Origin of the sequence: Paenibacillus terrae HPL-003 (assembly GCF_000235585.1) — a bacterium.
GTDB lineage: Bacteria > Bacillota > Bacilli > Paenibacillales > Paenibacillaceae > Paenibacillus > Paenibacillus terrae_B.
Map to the genome: position 1 here is coordinate 1,691,753 of NC_016641.1, position 16,075 is coordinate 1,707,827.

At 46.6% G+C, this 16,075-nt stretch carries 19 protein-coding genes, 1 tRNA gene and 1 riboswitch; of the genes, 11 read left to right on the forward strand and 9 right to left on the reverse strand.

Features of this window, described 5'->3' with window-relative positions; genetic code table 11:
• The first annotated feature begins 85 nt into the window (after positions 1 to 85).
• The 5 genes from HPL003_RS07760 to HPL003_RS07775 all read left to right on the forward strand — a co-directional run bounded on the left by HPL003_RS07760 (position 86) and on the right by HPL003_RS07775 (position 2,350).
• Positions 86 to 174 (forward strand) — tRNA-Ser (locus HPL003_RS07760).
• Between the two features lie 146 nt (positions 175 to 320).
• A complete protein-coding gene (locus HPL003_RS07765) occupies positions 321 to 662 on the forward strand; it encodes a hypothetical protein (protein ID WP_014279083.1) in 342 nt (113 codons plus the stop codon).
• Between the two features lie 26 nt (positions 663 to 688).
• A complete protein-coding gene (locus tag HPL003_RS29145; RefSeq protein WP_014279084.1) occupies positions 689 to 859 on the forward strand; it encodes a hypothetical protein in 171 nt (56 codons plus the stop codon).
• Positions 860 to 930: 71 nt separating this feature from the next.
• Positions 931 to 1,086, forward strand: coding sequence for a small acid-soluble spore protein P (locus tag HPL003_RS07770; RefSeq protein ID WP_014279085.1), 156 nt, complete (start codon positions 931 to 933; stop codon positions 1,084 to 1,086).
• Positions 1,087 to 1,273: 187 nt separating this feature from the next.
• A complete protein-coding gene (locus tag HPL003_RS07775) occupies positions 1,274 to 2,350 on the forward strand; it encodes a hypothetical protein (RefSeq protein ID WP_014279086.1) in 1,077 nt (358 codons plus the stop codon).
• A gap of 91 nt (positions 2,351 to 2,441) precedes the next feature.
• Here HPL003_RS07775 and HPL003_RS07780 read toward each other — a convergent pair whose 3' ends face one another.
• Positions 2,442 to 3,041 (reverse strand): GNAT family N-acetyltransferase, encoded by a 600-nt coding sequence (locus HPL003_RS07780; RefSeq protein WP_014279087.1) that lies wholly within the window; start codon positions 3,039 to 3,041, stop codon positions 2,442 to 2,444.
• A 92-nt stretch (positions 3,042 to 3,133) separates the two neighbouring features.
• Entirely contained in the window at positions 3,134 to 3,634 is a 501-nt protein-coding gene (gene tadA, locus HPL003_RS07785) for a tRNA adenosine(34) deaminase TadA (RefSeq protein WP_014279088.1), read from the reverse strand.
• A gap of 328 nt (positions 3,635 to 3,962) precedes the next feature.
• On the opposite strand from tadA, the gene HPL003_RS07790 reads away from it, so the two are divergent.
• Complete coding sequence (locus HPL003_RS07790; RefSeq protein WP_014279089.1) at positions 3,963 to 6,266, forward strand: PAS domain S-box protein; 2,304 nt, start codon at positions 3,963 to 3,965, stop codon at positions 6,264 to 6,266.
• Between the two features lie 24 nt (positions 6,267 to 6,290).
• Positions 6,291 to 6,992, forward strand: coding sequence for a 23S rRNA pseudouridine(2604) synthase RluF (rluF, locus tag HPL003_RS07795; RefSeq protein ID WP_014279090.1), 702 nt, complete (start codon positions 6,291 to 6,293; stop codon positions 6,990 to 6,992).
• A 134-nt stretch (positions 6,993 to 7,126) separates the two neighbouring features.
• Here rluF and motB read toward each other — a convergent pair whose 3' ends face one another.
• Positions 7,127 to 7,954: a flagellar motor protein MotB gene (gene motB / locus HPL003_RS07800; RefSeq protein WP_014279091.1), complete on the reverse strand. Its 828-nt coding sequence runs from the start codon at positions 7,952 to 7,954 to the stop codon at positions 7,127 to 7,129.
• Entirely contained in the window at positions 7,947 to 8,741 is a 795-nt protein-coding gene (gene motA / locus HPL003_RS07805) for a flagellar motor stator protein MotA (RefSeq protein WP_014279092.1), read from the reverse strand. The genes motB and motA overlap by 8 nt, the downstream gene beginning before the upstream one ends.
• Before the next feature lie 187 nt (positions 8,742 to 8,928).
• Here motA and HPL003_RS07810 point away from each other — a divergent pair, with 187 nt between their 5' ends.
• Together HPL003_RS07810 and HPL003_RS07815 are read left to right on the forward strand one after the other, a co-directional pair.
• On the forward strand, positions 8,929 to 9,222 hold the full coding sequence (locus HPL003_RS07810) for a hypothetical protein (RefSeq protein ID WP_014279093.1): 294 nt from the start codon (positions 8,929 to 8,931) through the stop codon (positions 9,220 to 9,222).
• Positions 9,223 to 9,340: 118 nt separating this feature from the next.
• Positions 9,341 to 9,640: a 4a-hydroxytetrahydrobiopterin dehydratase gene (locus HPL003_RS07815; RefSeq protein WP_007428083.1), complete on the forward strand. Its 300-nt coding sequence runs from the start codon at positions 9,341 to 9,343 to the stop codon at positions 9,638 to 9,640.
• 76 nt (positions 9,641 to 9,716) lie between these two features.
• Here the strand turns inward: HPL003_RS07815 and HPL003_RS07820 are convergent, their stop codons facing one another.
• The 4 genes from HPL003_RS07820 to HPL003_RS07835 all read right to left on the reverse strand — a co-directional run bounded on the left by HPL003_RS07820 (position 9,717) and on the right by HPL003_RS07835 (position 14,331).
• Entirely contained in the window at positions 9,717 to 10,223 is a 507-nt protein-coding gene (locus HPL003_RS07820; protein WP_014279094.1) for a GNAT family N-acetyltransferase, read from the reverse strand.
• A gap of 327 nt (positions 10,224 to 10,550) precedes the next feature.
• Positions 10,551 to 11,051: a C40 family peptidase gene (locus HPL003_RS07825; RefSeq protein WP_014279095.1), complete on the reverse strand. Its 501-nt coding sequence runs from the start codon at positions 11,049 to 11,051 to the stop codon at positions 10,551 to 10,553.
• A 5-nt stretch (positions 11,052 to 11,056) separates the two neighbouring features.
• Positions 11,057 to 11,194: riboswitch (cyclic di-AMP (ydaO/yuaA leader) on the reverse strand.
• A gap of 285 nt (positions 11,195 to 11,479) precedes the next feature.
• Positions 11,480 to 12,307, reverse strand: coding sequence for a hypothetical protein (locus HPL003_RS07830; protein WP_014279096.1), 828 nt, complete (start codon positions 12,305 to 12,307; stop codon positions 11,480 to 11,482).
• Between the two features lie 11 nt (positions 12,308 to 12,318).
• The gene (locus HPL003_RS07835) at positions 12,319 to 14,331 is read right to left on the reverse strand and encodes a M1 family metallopeptidase (RefSeq protein WP_014279097.1); all 2,013 of its coding nucleotides are present in this window, start codon (positions 14,329 to 14,331) and stop codon (positions 12,319 to 12,321) included.
• 124 nt (positions 14,332 to 14,455) lie between these two features.
• Between HPL003_RS07835 and HPL003_RS07840 the strand changes: the two genes are divergently transcribed.
• Positions 14,456 to 14,962 (forward strand): YwhD family protein, encoded by a 507-nt coding sequence (locus tag HPL003_RS07840; protein ID WP_014279098.1) that lies wholly within the window; start codon positions 14,456 to 14,458, stop codon positions 14,960 to 14,962.
• A gap of 234 nt (positions 14,963 to 15,196) precedes the next feature.
• Here the strand turns inward: HPL003_RS07840 and HPL003_RS30440 are convergent, their stop codons facing one another.
• A complete protein-coding gene (locus HPL003_RS30440) occupies positions 15,197 to 15,295 on the reverse strand; it encodes a putative holin-like toxin (RefSeq protein ID WP_420795079.1) in 99 nt (32 codons plus the stop codon).
• Between the two features lie 208 nt (positions 15,296 to 15,503).
• On the opposite strand from HPL003_RS30440, the gene HPL003_RS07845 reads away from it, so the two are divergent.
• On the forward strand, positions 15,504 to 16,010 hold the full coding sequence (locus HPL003_RS07845; protein WP_014279099.1) for a PTS sugar transporter subunit IIA: 507 nt from the start codon (positions 15,504 to 15,506) through the stop codon (positions 16,008 to 16,010).
• Positions 16,011 to 16,075 lie beyond the last annotated feature (65 nt).

The window sequence follows — 16,075 nt, forward strand, 5'->3', positions numbered from 1 at the left end:
GCATTCGTTTAAAGTCTGTGGTAAAATAATTTTGTTGCGCCTGAGTTTATTTTAAATGGGAAGCAACTTTATCGAATTACCACCTGGAGAGGTACCGAAGCGGTCATAACGGGGCGGTCTTGAAAACCGTTAGAGTGCAAGCTCACATGGGTTCGAATCCCATCCTCTCCGCCATTATTATAAAAGAGCCAAGCCATTCGAATACGATTAGCTGATACATTAGCCTTTATGCGCTGATGATTAGAGATCGTAAAGGATGGCTTTTTTGTTGTATAAAAAGCCTGTTTTTTTCACACGTTATCAGATGTGGAGGTGCTGGCATGAATCGAGAAATGACAGTAGATCAGCAAAAGCTGGTAGAAGCATGGCAGGAACAACTGCCTATACTTTTGAATTCAGGGGATAAATCACAGGTACAAGCAGATGAAGCAGACAACCGAACTATACGAATCCATATCGAGGTAGAGGGCCGACAAATGTACTCCTTTGATTTTGCATGTACTTATGTAGATTCTCGGGAAGTGCAGGTTAGCTTGGTTGATGTGGAACGGGACGGACAGTCTGTGGATGAACGAACAGATATCATTCAACAGCTGGTGTCCGATTACACTCGACATATTCACCAGTGTGCTCAGACGTTACAGTCATTGACGCATTCGTAGTCATGAAGGAATGAGGGGGAAGCTACATGACAAAGGCCAAAAACGGACTGGATAAAAACCTGTCTAACATTGTGGATGATTTGGAGCAGCGTCCGGTTAACAGTCATCAGGCACAGCAAGTGCAGCAGGATCGTAATGACCGTCGTCATCAGGATGCACTTAACCATGATAAAACAGAAGACCTAAACCACCTATAGTCCTACTTTACATGGTAATAAAAGGGTTTGTTGATATATCAAAATTTAATCTGAGAACGGAGGATGCATAAATGAGCAAGCCTAAAGCCATTCCTGTTCCCGAGGCACAGGACGCTGGTGGAGGAAACGAAAAGCGTGAGCGTAATCATCAACCGGAGCCACTATCCGGTTCCAAAAAGGTGAAGCAGCGGAATCACGTAGACCACCACAACAGAGAAGGATCATAAGCAGTTAGACTTTTTACCTAAAAAATAAGACACCCTGGTTAAAGAACCAGGGTGTCTTTGTGCTTATTGTAAGAAAATTTTCCAATAAGTGTTTCATTGGATGTGAGTATGCGGTAAAATAGGGGGTGTGTATTTTTTTTGTTAGTATTATAAAAGGGGTTAATTACGAGAGGAGAGAATCTACACAATGAATAAAAAGTTATCCGTCTTGGTACTCACTATGGTGTTGCTTTTGACGGTAGCCCTGGTAGGTTGCAGCAAGAAGTTAGAACCGAAGGAAGCTGTTACGAACGGTACGGCTAATGCAATGAAATTGACTTCTTATGAATCCAAAAGTCAATTTACAGTTAAAGATCTGACGATCACATCTGCTTCCGTTCCAAGCGAGCAAAGTGCAATGGTAACCAGTATGCTGAAAAATGCAGATATTACGCTGGATGGTGTATATCAAAAAGAACCTTTACAATCTGAAATGACGCTGGGCATTCATTTGAAAGGTGATCTTTCTACCAGCTTCACGATTCCAATGGTTATGACTAAAGATAAATTGTACGTTAAAATCCCGAACGTTCCATTTTACCCGCTTCCACAGGACGTAGTAGGCAAATTCCTGATCATTGATCCGCAGGAGTTGGCTAAACAATCTGGACAAGAATTTAACCCTGCATCAATGGATCAGGAAAAATCGCAGAAATTTGCGAATGAAATAGTTGCTGCTATTCTGAGTGAGTATGATCAAGCTACGTACTTCTTTGATATTGATCCTAAGGATGCTAAATTGCCACAAGGACTTAAAGCTAAACAAGTGGTTCAGTTTAAAATAACGAACGACAACGTGAAGCAAGCGACAAATACATTTATCACTAAGGCGCTTCCTAAAATCCTTGATGTGATGTCTAAAGACGAATATGCTAGCATGCTTCAAGTGAAGAAGGAAGAGCTGGCTGAAGCGAAGAAAGAACTGCAATCCAACACCAGTGAGGTTAGCAAAAAGCTGGATGAGTTGAAAAACTACTTGACTGTGAAACAATTCGACATTAACACAGCCTTGAACAAGGATGATATTCCTGTGTATCAAGACCTGAATGCGAATGTAGAAATGAATGATCCGTCCACAAAAGACAATGTGAAATTGTCTGTAACTGGCTACACGCAATACAGCAAAATCAATGAAAAAGCAACATTTAAAGTGGGCATCCCAACAGGGGACCAAGTCCTGACGATCGAACAATTTCAACAAAAAATGCAAACTGTTGCTCCTTAAGTAAAGGAATGACGTGATTGTAAAGGCATTATCCATATGACGTGATATAATGCGAAAAAAACCGCTTGGCTTAGAGCCAGGCGGTTTTTTGTCATATATGGCTCTGAGCAGATTGTGTAGCGGTCCAGGTCTGCCACACGTTATCCTCGGCTAAAAGCCCGAACATCCGATGATCCTGCCATATCCCTTGAATTTGTACCAGCTTGCGGGCAATACCTTCAGGCTGAAAGCCGCACTTTTGCAGTACACGCTGTGAGCGCTCATTATGCAGCAAGGTACCGGCTTGAAGACGGTGAAGCGATAGGGCACGGAAGGCAAATTGTATGGCCAGCTTCAAAGCTGCGGTCATATGCCCTTTACCTTGTTCGTGCCGATCCATCATGTAGCCGATATCAGCGAATTGTCCCATGCCACGTACAAGATTAGAAATGGAGATATATCCGATGAGACGCTCGTCCCCCAAGAGAAAGATACCGAACGAATATCCCCGGTCCTCCTCTGCTTGACGCAATTTCTGACGGATATATTCCTGCTGTTCTTCCAGAGTGAAAAATGAGTCGCCGTGGAGTGGCTCGTACGGCGCATGAGACTCCCTATTTGTAAGCCTGAGGGCAAGTAGGGATTCACTATCCGCCAGGCTAAATGGTCGTAACAAGATACCTTGAGGCGTGTTATATAAGCTCATAGGCATGGGCTGATCTCCTTCCATGGGAAATTAGCAATGAGACGTAAATAACGGCTGCACCACTGGTTGTGTATAAGTAAGCGATCTAACTCCCATCCTCAGGATGAAGATGGTGGGGAAAACAACTTGGCAGCGGCTCTTTTTTGCCGGAGCTGACGGAAAAAATCCGTCAACAGCGAGGCGCATTCCTCTTGAAGAACGCCGCTGATCACCTCAGTGCAATGATTGAATCGAGGCTCCTGTAGGAGATTCATCAGCGTGCCCGCACAGCCTGCTTTCGGATCGGTGGTGCCGTAGATCAAATAGGGAACCCGTGATTGTACAATGGCTCCGGCACACATGGGACATGGCTCCAGAGTGACGTATAGCCTGCAATCCAGCAGACGCCAGGCCCCCAGATGCTCGCTGGCCTGACGAATGGCGACCATTTCGGCATGTGCTGTCGGGTCAGCGTCCGTCTCGCGCAAATTGTAACCGCGTCCTATGATTTCATTATCTTTTACGATGACAGCTCCGATGGGCACTTCACCCAACGCTTCTGCCTTATACGCTTCTTGAATAGCTTCTTTCATCCAATAAGCGTGATCTATTGTGGTCACTGGTAAAAATGCCCCTTTCAAATGCGAATTATCCAACGAACAAATATTCCGTTGTTAACATGATGTGAATAATTTTGTGGATAACACGACACTTGTCCACAGATTTATCCACAGTTTATATTAAAAGCTGTGTATTTGTGGACGACTTGTGGATGACTATCTTATTATATTGTAGGCAAACGTTCGCATATTGACAACTGTATACAAGCTGTGTGTATTTATGTTTATCCGAGAAATGTAAATGCTGGTATCACAGCCGCTATTACGGTATCATTGAGTTAGCAATTGCCAGTAATCGCCAGCATACGGCAAGAGGTGAGAAATCAGTGTGTCGATAAAAATCAAAATTACGATCATTTTGTCGGGGTCCGTTCTGTTCATCCTTTTGTTAAATATTGCACTCAACTATTACACGACCCACGAAAATTTAAGAAGTGACAGCGAAACGAAAATGGTTCTGACGGCCAAGACTATTGGAGGTGCCATTGAACAAACTCAACAAAGCTGGGTGGCTATCGACAAGCAGCTTGGATATAATTTGTGGCTCTCTGCCACACTGGCTGCCAGCAAGCTAGATCCTGATATCGATCATATTACGCAGGAACAACTCGAACAGATGACTAAGCGCAGCGGGGATATTGATATTTCCTTAATAGTGCGTGATGGAAAAGGGTATAAGGTCGCCAAATCGTCGAATCCGAAAGAGATCATATCTGACGATCCGTTGACAGGCTACTGGAAAAATGCAGTTGATCAATTATATGAGCATGGACAGGCTGGATTTGTGCATGGTCAACATCTGGAACATTTTTGGACTGGAGCATTTGACTATACAGGCTCAGATGCCACCGATATTAACAAGTGGGGATTTTATTACGACCAGAAACGCAACTATATGATCCGAATCTCCTTCCAGGACAGTGAAGTGCAAAATTTTATACCGATTCTCAACCCCGATGAAATCGTAAAGCAAACCCAACAAGTGGATTACCGCATCATGGAGATAACAGGAATTAACCCCACAACCTTCGGTGGCGATACGATGGACAATCAAGGAAACGACCGAAAATATTATTACATGTACAATAAGCCTATCCGATTCGGCACTTATCAACTAGCAAGGGTGCAGGAGGATCGTTTGGCTGTTTCCAAGGCCATTTTCTCCGGGGAGAGTATTGTACAGGACTGCTATATTAAAGGCCAACGGGTCCTCGTTAGTTACATACCATTTTATCCAGCTAACCGTGATGCCTATGTCATTCGAATTGTTATGAATTATGATACGATCTCTTCCGTTATTTATAAGCAATTAATCAGTCTGATCGCCATTTCTATTGTCTTACTGGAGGTTGTGATCATTGGCAGCTATGTGCTGGCAAGCTTGTTTGTCCGTCCAATTCAGTCGATATTGGGAAAAGTGAACGAGATGGCCGACGGCCATTTTGACACACGGCTACAAGTTAAGGGTGGTCATGAGCTTGCACAGCTCGGTGATCGCATCAATGCGATGGCCTATAACCTTGGGATGTATACACGGAGACTCGAACAGATGTATGAGGAGAACCGTTCTGTCAAAGAGCATTTAGAGTCTGTCATTAATCAGACCGCTGATGCGATTCATGTAACCGATCAGGAGGAGCGTGTCATCCGGGTCAATCATGCTTTTGAAGCCTTGTACGGCTGGACCAAAAAAGAATTGGTCGGTCGTAAACTCCAGTTCGTACCGCCACAGCAAGAGGAAGAGTACGAATTTCAGAAGGAAAGATTACTTCAGGGAGAGAGTATGGTGTCTATTGAGTCCATTAGAATGCGTAAGGATGGAAGTACGGTAGAGATTAGTATGAGTACATCGCCCATTCTGGATGAAGAAGGCCAAATTCTGGGGTTTATTAGTGTTTCACGGGATATTACAGGCCGCAATAGGATGGAGGAATTGCTGCGCAGATCGGAGAAGCTGACAACGGTAGGACAACTGGCGGCGGGAGTAGCGCACGAAATTCGTAATCCGCTGACCACGCTGCGCGGGTTTCTCCAGTTACAGCAGCAAAATAAAGTGCTAAATCTGAAGCATAACGATATTATGCTGTCCGAGCTGGATCGTATTAATCTGATCGTTAGCGAATTTTTAATATTGGCGAAGCCGCAGGCTGTACATTTTCAGAAAAAAGATGTGCGCTATATTGTGAGTGATGTCATCTCTTTGCTTGATAGTCAGGCGCATCTGTTGGGCATTGTGTTCAATCTTGAAGTAACAGAGGAGCCTGCCTTCGTATATGCCGAAGTAAATCAGTTAAAACAGGTATTCATTAATTTGCTTAAAAATAGTATGGAGGCCATGAGCAGGGGTGGTACGATAACGATTCATTTGTTCTTGGAGGGAGAAAGCGTTAAAATCTTCATACGGGACCAAGGGACGGGCATTCCTGCAGAGATGCTGTCCAAGCTGGGGGAACCTTTTTTCACAAACAAAGAAACAGGTACAGGACTCGGACTTATGGTCAGCCAGCGTATTATACAGAGTCATAAAGGCACACTGGATATTGAAAGCATAGAGGGAGAGGGAACGACAGCTCTTGTGCAGCTTCCAACTGCCGAGCCTGAGCAACTGGATGGGCAGCAGAAGGAAGCGTGACAGTAGAAATGGAGGGTACACAGGTTGCGCATTAACAAGTTTATCAGCGAAACCGGTTTTTGCTCGCGCCGGGAGGCGGACAAGCTGGTAGAGAGCGGCCGCGTGACGATTAACGGCGAGGTAGCGGTGCTGGGCAGTCAAGCGGAGGAGGGCGACGATGTCCGTGTGAACGGAAAGCCACTCCGCGAGAAGTCCGGTCACGTATATATTGCTTTGAACAAGCCGGTGGGTATTACAAGCACGACAGAGAGCCACATTCGAGGGAATGTTGTCGACTTTGTGGGGCACCCGCAGCGGATTTTTCCAATCGGACGTCTGGATAAAGATTCGGAAGGTCTCATTTTACTTACCAATGACGGAGACATTGTGAATAAGATTTTACGGGCGGAAGGCAAGCATGAGAAGGAATATATCGTAACGGTGGATCGACCCGTCACACCTTCTTTTGTGCAGGGGATGTCCACAGGTGTAAAAATACTCGGTCAGCGGACGCTCCCCTGCGAAGTGACGCGTGTATCTGAGTACGTATTCCGCATCATATTGACGGAAGGGAAAAATCGTCAGATCCGGCGCATGTGTGCTGCCTTCGGCTATGAGGTGAAGAAGCTGCAACGTCTGCGGATTATGAATATTCGATTGGGATCGCTTCAGAGAGGCGCCTGGCGTGACCTGACAGAGACGGAGAAGCAGGAGCTAGGTGAGATGCTGAATTATACACTCAGCTAAACCTGAGGGCTTCTCATGGCTAATAGATGGCAGGGCAATGGATAGGACAAGAGGCAGAGTGGAATAGCACAATAAAAAGGCACCAGCTGCATAAAAAATGCGGCGGTGCCTTTGTCTATATAACATATGCATAATCAACCTTCATTCGAGCTTGAGGTAGGACTGATAACTTGTGTGCCGTTCTGATATTTACGTAGTACGGAAATTTCGACACGGCGGTTTTTGGAGCGTCCTTGACCATCCTGATTGCTTGCTAGTGGACGATACTCACCATAACCGATGGATACAAATTTAGTTGGATCGAGCTGCGGATTGAGTAGCAAAATGCGCAAGAAATTCAGAGATCGTTTGGCACTTAAATCAAAGTTGGATGGAAACTGGCTATTGGAAATCGGCACATTATCTGTATGGCCTGATACGATGACATCATATCCGGGAAATTGCTGGAGCATGCTGGAAATGGACTTGGCCAGCTTTCTCGCTTCCGGCTTTACTTCAGCCTGCCCAGATGAAAACAAGGCATTATCACTAATGGTGATCATCAACTGAGATTGGTTCAGCTTGGTATTCAGCAGAGGGGACAGACCGTTATCTTGAATGTACTGATCCATTTGCTTTTTAAGCTTCTTTAGGTCTTCTTCTTCCCGTTGAGCGAGCTGCTTTTGCAGTTCAGAGGTAGAAGTTGCCTTCGATTTTATGGGTTGTGATACCTGCTCTTTATTTTTACCCGCATCTGCAGATTGTGATGAAGGATTGGCGGCAGAGTGATCCAGTATGCCGGTGCCGCCACTAAATGCCGAACTCATGGATTGTGCCATGTCCTCGAATTTTTTGGCGTCGAGCGAGCTCATCCCGAATAAGACAATGAAAAGGGCCAACAGAAGGGTCATCAAGTCGGAATATGGCAACAGCCAGCTTTCGTCGGCATGCTCCTCGTGCGGTTCATGTCTTTTTTTACTCACCGGAATCCCCATCCTTCTCGGTCAGGGTAGCCCGTTCGGTCGGAGTCAGGAATATCGTCAGCTTCTGGCTGATTGCAATGGTGGATATACCTGACTGAATCGAGAGCAGGCCTTCGACCATCATCAATTTAAGCTCTACTTCTTTTTTGGATAGCCGTTTCAGCTTATTGGACATCGGATGCCACAGGACATAACCTGTAAAAATACCGAGCAAGGTCGCAATAAAGGCTGCCGCGATGGCATGAGACAGCTTTTCCATGTCACTAAGGTCGGCTAGAGCGGCAATCAGACCTACGACTGCGCCGAGTACCCCAAGGGTTGGAGCGTACATACCGGCTTGAGAGAAGATCAGCGCGCCTGAGCGGTGTCGATCCTCGGTAGCGTTAATGTCCTCCATTAGAACATCCCGCACGAATTCCTGATCATTACCATCAATAATCATACGCATACCACCACGCATAAAGGGATCGTCGATCTCCTCTACCTTGGATTCCAGCGCAAGCAGACCCTCGCGACGGGTAATGGATGCCCATTCGGTAAACGTGCCGATGAGTTCTTTACGGTCTAACAGTTTTTGTTCGGTGAAAATAACCTTGAACAGCTTCGGAATCCGTTTGATTTCTGCCATCGGGAAGGCCATGAATATACTCGCTGCCGTTCCGACGAAAATAATCATGTAAGCAGCGGGATTATTGACCAGGTTGACGACTGGAGCGCCCTTTAAGATCATCCCGACGACCAGTGACACAATCCCGAGCACCAGTCCGATAATGGTTGAAATTTGCATGATACACCTCATCCATGAGAATAGATTTTGAATCCTTTCATGCCGCCGGGGTCGTCCTTGCCCCAGGCACGTCATTACAAGACGGATTATAGTATTTATCGACAAAACTCTCTTTTTTGTTAAGTACGAATTTCCGGTATAATAAGGTGATTATGTAATGAATGGTGGAAGAATTGGAGGAAATGGCATGGGAGTGAAGCACGGACGGGAGTATGAACAAATTTTGAACGATTTGACAGAGGCTGTGGGACGCATTCCGGATAGCTATGAATTTTTTGAAATGGAAGCAGAAGATTGGGACAGGCTGGACCCGGCAGGGTGTCAGGAAGTCAATGAGGCGCTGGCTGAAGACCTGTTTTATGCGCTGGGTACAGAGCCTGTTATCGCTGTGGGCAGCGGCGTTGTCATCTATGAACCGGAGCAGCACCGTATCTATGTGCTCATTGGAGATGAGGAGCTGACGTCGGTACCTTTGATTTGAGCAGGCCGTCTTATGGATTTATCAACGGGGCCGTGGTAATATGGACACCAATATATCGTAGTTTTGGTCGCATTCGAGCGGCTGAAAGGCTTCCGTACAAACGGGGAGGAGTCGTATCATGCCTTTTACACAAGAAGAGATTGAAGCACATCTGGAGAAGCTGGAGGGCTGGGAACTGGAGGAAGGACGGTGGATTGTCCGGAAATATAATTTTTCCAGTTTTATGAAAGGGATTGCATTCGTGGATGAAGTTGCTGCTATATCGGAAGCATTTAATCATCATCCATTTATTACGATTGATTATAAGACCGTGACCCTGCGTTTAACCTCCTGGGATGACGGTGGCATTATGGCCGTAGATATTAAGGAAGCCCAACAATATAATGAAGCTTTTGAGAAAATGCGTAGCAGTCATTGAGCCAATCGTGGTCTGCCGTAATGATAAAAGCGCCTTCGATATACAACAATGCAGTTGTATGCCGAAGGCGCTTTTATCATAGAACGCGAGGCTGGTGGTGGGGATGATATACCATACAATGAAACGGCTTCTTGCCATCGGGAGTCTGACGTTCATAGGTATCCGTAAGTTCAAATCCGGCTGCCTTGTAAGCCCGGATGGCGCGTTGATTCCAGGTCAGCACCTCCAGATCAATTTCATTCTCCGGGTTGCGTCGTCTGGCTTCCTCGGCAATTGCACGGACAAATTCGGCGCCTCTGCCATGTCCACACAATTCGGGATGCATTCCCAGACCCAGCCGGGTCACGCCAATCATCGGGAAATATTGAGCAAATCCGGTTAGTATGTTCTCGTCATCCAGTGCGGCAACATATTGCTCTTGGCGAAGAGTGGGGCTTCCAAATTCGACCTCAAGCGCCTTCATTTGTTCCCAAGGTAGCCAGCCGTATATGTTGTAGGGTGGATCATAGTGCCACTCACATATCGCAGCCGCCTGCTGCTCGTCCATCGGTACGATCCGGTAGTTAGATATTGAGGCCGGCATGTCTTCCCATCCTCCTTTTACAAGTACTTAAACCATTAACAACAGATTGTAGACAAGTTGCAGGGGATTGGCAAGCGTGTTTATTTCATACCCAAGTCGGGTATACATTCAATAAGGAGGCTTTACTGCTCATATGCTCCCCCCAGCCGAGACGGTAAAACTGACGATGTTCGCAAAAACTGAAACCTTTTAAAGTGTCGGTTCGTCAGTAAAGATAATGTTTCTGATTCAGTAAAGATAATGTTTCTGATGTTGTGGACATAAAAAACCGCAATTCGATTCCGGCCAGAATCAAATTGCGGCTCAGGTTAGCTTGCTGTTCGTTAGTTATTCTACGTTGTCGTCATCAGGAATTTCAGAAGCTACGGCGTGGTAAGCGTCAGTGCTCATAATTCTTTTTGCACCGACGTAACGGTTAGCGTAATAGCTTTCGTTCAGTGAGCTAACAACTACACCACGTGAAGTTGAGGAGTGGGCAAATTTCCCTTCGCCTACGAAGATACCTACATGGGAAATGCCTCTTCCTGTGGTGTTAAAGAACACCAGGTCACCAGGTCTCATTTCATCGCGGGATACGGAAGATCCCATTTTGAATTGTGATCCAGATTGATGCGGCAGTTTAATTCCCAGTTTGTTAAATACATACATTGTGAAGCCGGAGCAATCGAACCCTTCGAGTGTAGTGCCTCCGCTTCTGTAGCTCGTTCCTTTGGCATCTTGGATGACCTGGTCCATCTTGGAGTCTGCAAATGCACTGCCGCCACCGAATGTGAAAGATGTAAAGGCAATGGCAAGACCCATGGCTGCGATCGTTAGCTTCTTCTTCAAAAAAAATATACCCCTTCCAATGCCTGCGAGGTTAGCTTAAGGATTCGGTAGAAGGTTCCCCTATGACCACTCTGTTGCGAGATCAATTCACCCAAACTGGTTCCCCCGCTTCCTAGGTGCCAGGAATTAGGCTTAACTTAAGATGTGCACCTTGGAGAGCAGTATTCGCGATAACGATGTTTTTAAGGTAAAGGTTACAATAAAGATTACAAAGTTGTTACTATCAGTTCACTGCGATTATTGTAACAAAGTCGGCTGGTTTTGGCAAATGTTTCATCGCAAAAAGTTACAAAAAAAATCTGCTCCCTTTATTGCGGAACAGATTTTGTTAAGAGTATTCAGTTATGTGCCGTTTTCATGGATATGAATGGATATGGATAGTTGCCTTTCGACAGCCAGAAATTGTCCGAGAGGAACGGGGTGAAGGTTCAACCTCTGTCGGAGATATCGGTATGCCATAGGCGGTACTGTGAACTGATGTGCCATAGCCTGACCAGACTGGTAACAAAATGATACGTTTGCTGGAGAATGAGTGCCAGCATGCCAGTCCAAATCATCGCCACCGTGCCGAATAGACCAAGGACGAGCAGCACACCTGCGCCGAGCAGAAGTGAAATGCCGATAGCCGGGAGGATTTGACGAAAGAAGGCGAGCAGCGACGAGAGTATGGCGTGACCACCTACGGTGCCAAGCTGCATGTACAGGATGCACTGGCGGATGAACCAGCCATAAGCAATCCAACCGATGGCATAGGGTAGCACATGCAGCAGATAGGCGGGAGATTGCAGTGCCCCGGCTACGATAGGGTAGAGCCTCGGCACCACCCAGAAAGCAGGGAGCAGCAGGAGCCCAAGCTCAATGACGTAATAGATCAGCGATGATAAACCATGACGTTTCATTCCACGGAAGAAAGAAAGACTTTGTGGCTCGGTCGCATGGGTGTGCAGACTTTGGTATATTCCCGCCCGGATGAAGGGGGTAATCAGTATACGCAGCACCGTTGCCCCCAGTAGTATCCACAGATACATATGAACCTCTCGGTTGTCCGTCAGGGCAATCTGGCTCTCCATCCAAAACAAGGTCTGTCCCAGTTCATTTTGACCCTGATCAGGGTAGCGCAGTAGCAGGGGAGTAACGGCGGATTGTACCACCCGATAGAGAAAAACGCCCCATAGCAGTCGATACAAAAATAGAATGATGACAATATAAAATTGTATGCGCACAAGCGCCCAGCCTTCTTTTATAACGGTACGCATCTATAGACACCTCACCATGACAGACTTCCAAGCAGTGTCTCCAGCAGCTTGGTTACACTTATGCTCCAACGGGTCTGGGTTTTTTCGTTCAGTTCGTCCTTCAGACTGTTATTGATATGCTTGTTTTCCAGCGCAATCGTATACAGCGGATCAATAATCACATGGGAGACTGGAGATGCACTTTTGAGTCGATAGGTGGTGCTTTTGCCAGTGCCGTCCCAAGCCTTGAATATCGTTGTGCCGTCCTTGAAGGTAAATTGAACAGGGACCTTGGGGTAATCTGCCCCTTTTTTGCTGAGTGTAATGATCGCTTCATATCCATTTGCCAGCTTGCGGTTCGTAATGCGATCCACTGAAAAATCCGCCATCTGGCCGTCGTATACATATTGTTCAAAATAGTGGCTCCACGAACGTCCGGTGACTCTTTCGACCATACGCTGAAAATCCTGTGAGGATGGATGCTTGAATCGGTAGGCCTGGACGTAGGTACGCATAATTCGGTCCATTTTTTTTACGCCGACCTGGCGTTCAATGCCACGCAGCACCAGCTTACCCCGGGAATAGGCATTTTGTGCATATTCAGTAGCTGAGCCGTACTTCCAGGACTCACGGTTTAACGGCTGAGGGGATGATACCTGTCCAGACTGTAACGGCAAGTTGGGAATGAGCCCATATTCCTGCTCCATAAGTCGTTCCTCTGCATAAGAGGTAAAGCCTTCATCCAGCCATGGTTCCTCGAATTCGTTGTTTGCCACCATTCCATAGAAATATTGATGCCCAATCTCATGAACGACTGTCCGCTCCAGATTGTAGCCGGGATTCAGGTTATCGGCCGCTGCAGCCGTAATGAGTGTGGGATATTCCATGCCGCCCGCGCCGCTGCCTGATTTGGGTGGAACCACGATGGATAGGGTGGAATATGGATAAGGCCCGTACCATTTGCTGTAGTACGAAAGGGCGGCCTTGGCTGCGCTCATATAGCGTCCCTTGAGCTCCTTGTGTGATGGGTCGAGATACAGCTTGATTTTGACACCCGGCACCTCGGCAGAAGAAAATGGCTCTTCTGCGGCTACAAAGTTCGGTGAAGCGGCCCATGCAAAGTCGTGTACGTCATCGGCGTAAAATTGATATATTTTTTGTCCATTTTGCCGGACGGCTCCACGAGTGGGAAATCCAGTTGCGGCCACGATGTATGTTTCAGGCACTCGAATCCGCACGCTGTATATTCCGAAATCGGCGTAAAATTCGGAGTTTCCATGATACTGATGCAGATTCCAGCCTTCCTCGGCGCGTCCACGCTGTCCTGCAGTTTCGTAGACGCTAAGTTTGGGAAACCATTGACCTGCCATGATAAAATCATCCGTTGCGCCCATACGTGCGAAGATGGCGGGTAGCTTTACCTCAAACTTCATATATAATGTAATGCTTTCGCCACCTCGGACTGGCTTGGGAAGACGTACCTTCATGAGCGAGCGGTCGTTCACATTACCGTCATCCGGCTGCACGTATTGAGTCCGGTGCAGGAGGGATAAACCGTCTTCCGTTTTAAGTTCAGTTAGTGTCATAGAGCCAAAGCCGTTCTTGGGCATGGTGTCACTGCGCAGCTTGCCCCCGGATTCCTTCATGAAGGTGGTTTCCATGGAAGAGAAGGCATTGGGGTACAGGTGCAGATACAGATCATTCACGGTTTTTGTGCCCGGATGCTTCCATGTAAGCGTCTCGGTGCCCCGCAAAACCTGTCCTTCTTCCAGGGACACGTCAATGTGGTATTCCACCACACGCTTGCTGAGAATTTCCGAAGCGAGCTGTGGAGGACTTTGGGGCACGTCAGGCAGGATGTTTGCCCCCAGGGGCTTGCCCATGTTTGGCGCAAGCGCAGACTCCGACTGGGAATCGTACGACGGTTTGCCCAAGGATTGCGGATCGGACTTAGATTCAGGCTGCCAGGCAAACCATAACGTCCCTGCGAGGAGACCGAGGGCTAGTGTAGACAATAAAACGATTTTGGTGCGTGCTGGGGTCATACAATGGATACCTCCCGTTGACAAGCATCTACAGCATGTATATGTTTGCTTTCGGGAGATTATTAGTTAAAATATTTATAGTGTAGAATGAATGTCAAGACGGAAAATGGAGGCCTAGTGACGCATGAGCGAAAATCAGCCGGACGGCAAAAAACAGATTGCACTGAACATTGTCAGTGGCAAGAGTAAACATAAGGGCTTCGGCGCAGGCTCAATCGACCTGAACAGCATGTCCCCGGTCATTATTGACCGCGGCGAGGCAAAAATTGATATCGGTGCCATGCATGCTAAAAGTAAAGTAGAACGTGGAATCAAGTTCTCTACGAATAAAGAGGATGTACCGAACGGACGCCAGGTATGGCTGGTATGGGTAGCCGTGGATCGCACGCCCGAAGGACGTATGTACGGCGGCGCGACTGCCTGTGAGATGCTGATTGACAACGAAGCCAAACGCGGCTGGAAAATCCTCGCCGATCACGTCAACCGCATGGATTACGCGCTCAAGCGCCGTTTCATGCTGGACGATCTCGGCAGCGAGGATAAAGCAGCGCTCAAAAGCCTGCTGATCTCGCATAACGAGGAATGGTGGGACGCTTCCCCGGAGGAATTGAAGCAGGCGCTGGAAGGGTAAGTGGACGTTCAACCACAGAAGCAGTTTCTCCGTATTTGGAGGAACTGCTTTTTTAACGGAGATGAGGAATCAGTAAAATATTTGAAGAAAAAAACTGTATTTACGTTATAAAATGAGCTACACTGAGATAAGAATAGTAAAGGGCCCTGCGTCAACACGACTCCAGCATACAACAACTGCATAAAGAGCAGTCGGCTATGTAAGATAAGGTCGGGAATAGGCCGTATTCCTTAGTCAGAGCGGTCTATTCTTTTTCATGTAGATAAGCAATGCCAGAATGAACATGCCAAACATGATCATCAAGGAAATAAATGCGTAATTTTTATAACAAATGACCCGATTAAGATAGGCATTATCTTAGCCGGGTTATTTTGCGACGATAGCGCCTTGACATCATGGAAAGGCATTCACTATAATTCAAATAGAAATTGGTTCCAAGCCGGTTTTTATTTATTTCTTTTGTGGAACCGGTTCCTAAAAGGGTGTAGTTAAGTCCTATTCACTGTTTATGAATGTAATCTGTAAATAAGGTGGCATCGTTATGTTTAAATGGTTGAAAAAGAAGGTGGCTCCTCGTATTGAAGAATTCGACATGGTAGCACCAATTAGAGGACAAGTGGTTTCCCTTGAAGAAGTTCCAGATCCTGCTTTTTCTACGAAGGCTATGGGGGAAGGCATCGCTATTCATCCGTCTGAAGGCAGGGTCACGGCTCCTTTTACGGGGAAAGTCGCTCATGTGATGGAGAAAAGTAAGCACGCGCTGATCATTGAACATGAATCCGGTGCACAAGTTTTGATACATGTCGGGATTAATACCGTCTCACTCAAAGGGAAGGGCTTTAACCCTCATGTCCAAACAGGAGATAACGTTAAAGCGGGGCAATTATTGATGGAGTTTGATCTGGACGCTATTCAAGAGGAGGGATTGCCTGTAATTACTCCGGTAATCGTTCCAGATGGGCAAGAGATGATCAGTCATGTGGAAATATTGGAAGGCTCGTCTGCTTCTCCTGATGCACCTGTATTGAGAGTCTATTTGAAAGCCTAGTCAGTATTCAGCTTCCTACTTCGTAAGATCATTAGGTAAATTCTTAGGGTTTAACAGTAAAATAT